Genomic DNA, 2272 nt, shown 5'->3' on the forward strand with positions numbered 1-2272 from the left:
TGGAACATCCCGGCGAAGTCGAGGTCCGCGGGTAGCAGCAGCGGGGAGAAGCCGAAGCATCGGATCCCGAGCCGGGCGAAGGACTTGGCGTCCGTGCCGCCCGAGAGCATGTAGGGGACAACCCGGGCGGCCGGGTCCTCGGCCCGCAACGCGCCGGCCATGGCGTCCACCAGCGGCCCGTCGAACCCGGTTTCCAGTGCCTGGTCGTAGACGACCCAGTCACGGCGGACCGCCGGGCCGATCAGTTCGTCGATCTGGCGGAGGAACTCCTCCTCCTGGCCGGGCAGGAAGCGGCCGTCGACATGGGCGGTGGCCTCGCCCGGGATGACGTTGACCTTCGCACCGGCGTTGAGCTGGGTGGGGTTCACCGTGTTGCGGATGGTGGCGCCGATCATGCGAGATATCGGCCCCAACTTGGCGATCGTGGTCTCCAGGTCCTCGGCGTGCACGTCGATGCCGAGCGCGTCGCCGACGGAGTCGAGGAACATGCGCACGGTCGGGGTCAGGACCACGGGGAAACGATGGCGGCCCAGGCGCACGACCGCCTCGCACAGCGCCGTGACCGCATTGTCATCATTGATCATCGATCCGTGTCCCACCCGGCCGGCAACGGTGAGCTTCATCCAGGCGATGCCCTTCTGGGCCGTCTCGATGAGGTACAGCCGCAGGTCGTCGGAGACCGTGTAGGAGAAGCCGCCGACCTCGCTGATCGCCTCGGTGCAGTCGGCGAACAGCTGCGGGTGATTGTCGACCAGCCAGCGGGCGCCCAGGGTTCCGCCAGCCTCCTCGTCAGCCACGAAGGCGAGGACCAGATCACGCGGTGGACGGCGACCGGACCGGACAAGATCACGGATGACCGCGAGCGTCATCGCGACCATGTCCTTCATGTCGACAGCGCCCCGCCCCCACAGGCACCCGTCGACGATGTCGCCGCTGAAGGGGTGCACCCGCCAGTCCGCCGGATCCGCCGGCACCACGTCGAGATGACCGTGGATGAGAAGCGGCGCCCGACTCGGGTCGCGGCCTTCGACCCTGGCGATGACGCTGGTACGGCCCGGTTCGGATTCCAGCAGGGTCGTCTGCAGGCCGACCTCGGCGAGTGTGGCGGCAACGTACTCGGCGATGGCCCGTTCGTTCCCGTCACCACTGCCCCGGTTCACCGAGTCGATCCGCACCAGGTCCCGGCAGATCTCGACAGCCTCATCCTGTGCGATTGGGCTGCGTATCGGAACCAGGTCAGATGTGGTCGACAGGGACGTCGGGGAGGTTGTCGTGTCATTGGAGACCGGGTGATTGCTCGCCATCAGACCAGTCTGCCAGTGTGGTTGAAGATCAATTACGACGAGAGCTGCCGTCAACACCGTTGACTACTGACGGCGCCATCGCCGCCGTCAGCAACCGCCGTGGGTTGCCGCCACCGTTGGCCGCAACCGTCCACATATCGCTGCCGAAGTCCCCGGGCAGCGCGTAGGTGAGTGTCTCGTCGTCGAGCCAGACCGCCTGATCGTCGACACTCCGGTTCTCGGCCAGCGGCGTCTCGCCCATGGTTGAAAGATCGAGGACGTAGAGCCGCCAGGGCGCATCGGCGGGAAGGCCCGGCACCCGTTTCTTGAATGCCAGCCGGGTCCCGTCCGGTGCCAGGGAGGGACATTCGACGTTCTCACGCACAGTGGTGAGCGTGCGGGCCGCGACGTCACCCCGGACCAGGTAGGTGCTCCCGCCGGTGGCGAGCGTCGCGTAGAAGTGATCGTCGTCGGCGAAGGTCACGCCCCAGAAGTTGACGTCAGCGTTGCGGTAGGCATGCCCGTCCTTCACGATCTGGTAGTCCTCCAACGTGCGCTGAAGGGTCCAGGTGCGGGTGTCCAGGATCGAGGTACGGGTGGAGAACTGCCCGACCCCGTAGGAGTCGCCGCTGACGAAAACCGTCCATGCGACCAGATGGCCGCTCGGCGAGACCCGCGCTCGGGTGGGGATGCCGTCGAGGAAGTAACGCCGCTGTTCGCGCAGGCCCGCGTCGAGTATCACCGCCGCGAAGGTGTCCGACACCGCGGCGTGCACCGCCTGCAGGCAGATACCGGTCCCGACCGCGGCGTAGAAGCGCAGGCAGTGAACCGTGGATGCGGTACGCGGACCGTCCGGGTCCGCCGACGGCACCGATGTCAGCTCGTCACGGTGCGGACCCCAGACCATGTTGCGGAAGACCAGCATCGGCGCCCGGGTCGAACCCGCGGCGGTGAGCGTGACCTGCCCTACGGTCACCGGTGGGCCGGAC

General features: G+C 67.6%; 2 protein-coding genes. Both read right to left on the reverse strand.

Features of this window, described 5'->3' with window-relative positions:
• A partial coding sequence (locus tag U9980_RS12085; protein WP_416210246.1) for a M20/M25/M40 family metallo-hydrolase occupies positions 1–1304 on the reverse strand: 1304 nt, incomplete at its 3' end.
• 28 nt (positions 1305–1332) lie between these two features.
• Positions 1333–2272, reverse strand: a 940-nt coding sequence (locus tag U9980_RS12090; RefSeq protein ID WP_322767993.1) for a TolB-like translocation protein, incomplete at its 5' end; no start/stop codon positions are given.

It is taken from the genome of Protofrankia sp. Cr1 (assembly GCF_963555865.1).
GTDB lineage: Bacteria > Actinomycetota > Actinomycetes > Frankiales > Frankiaceae > Protofrankia.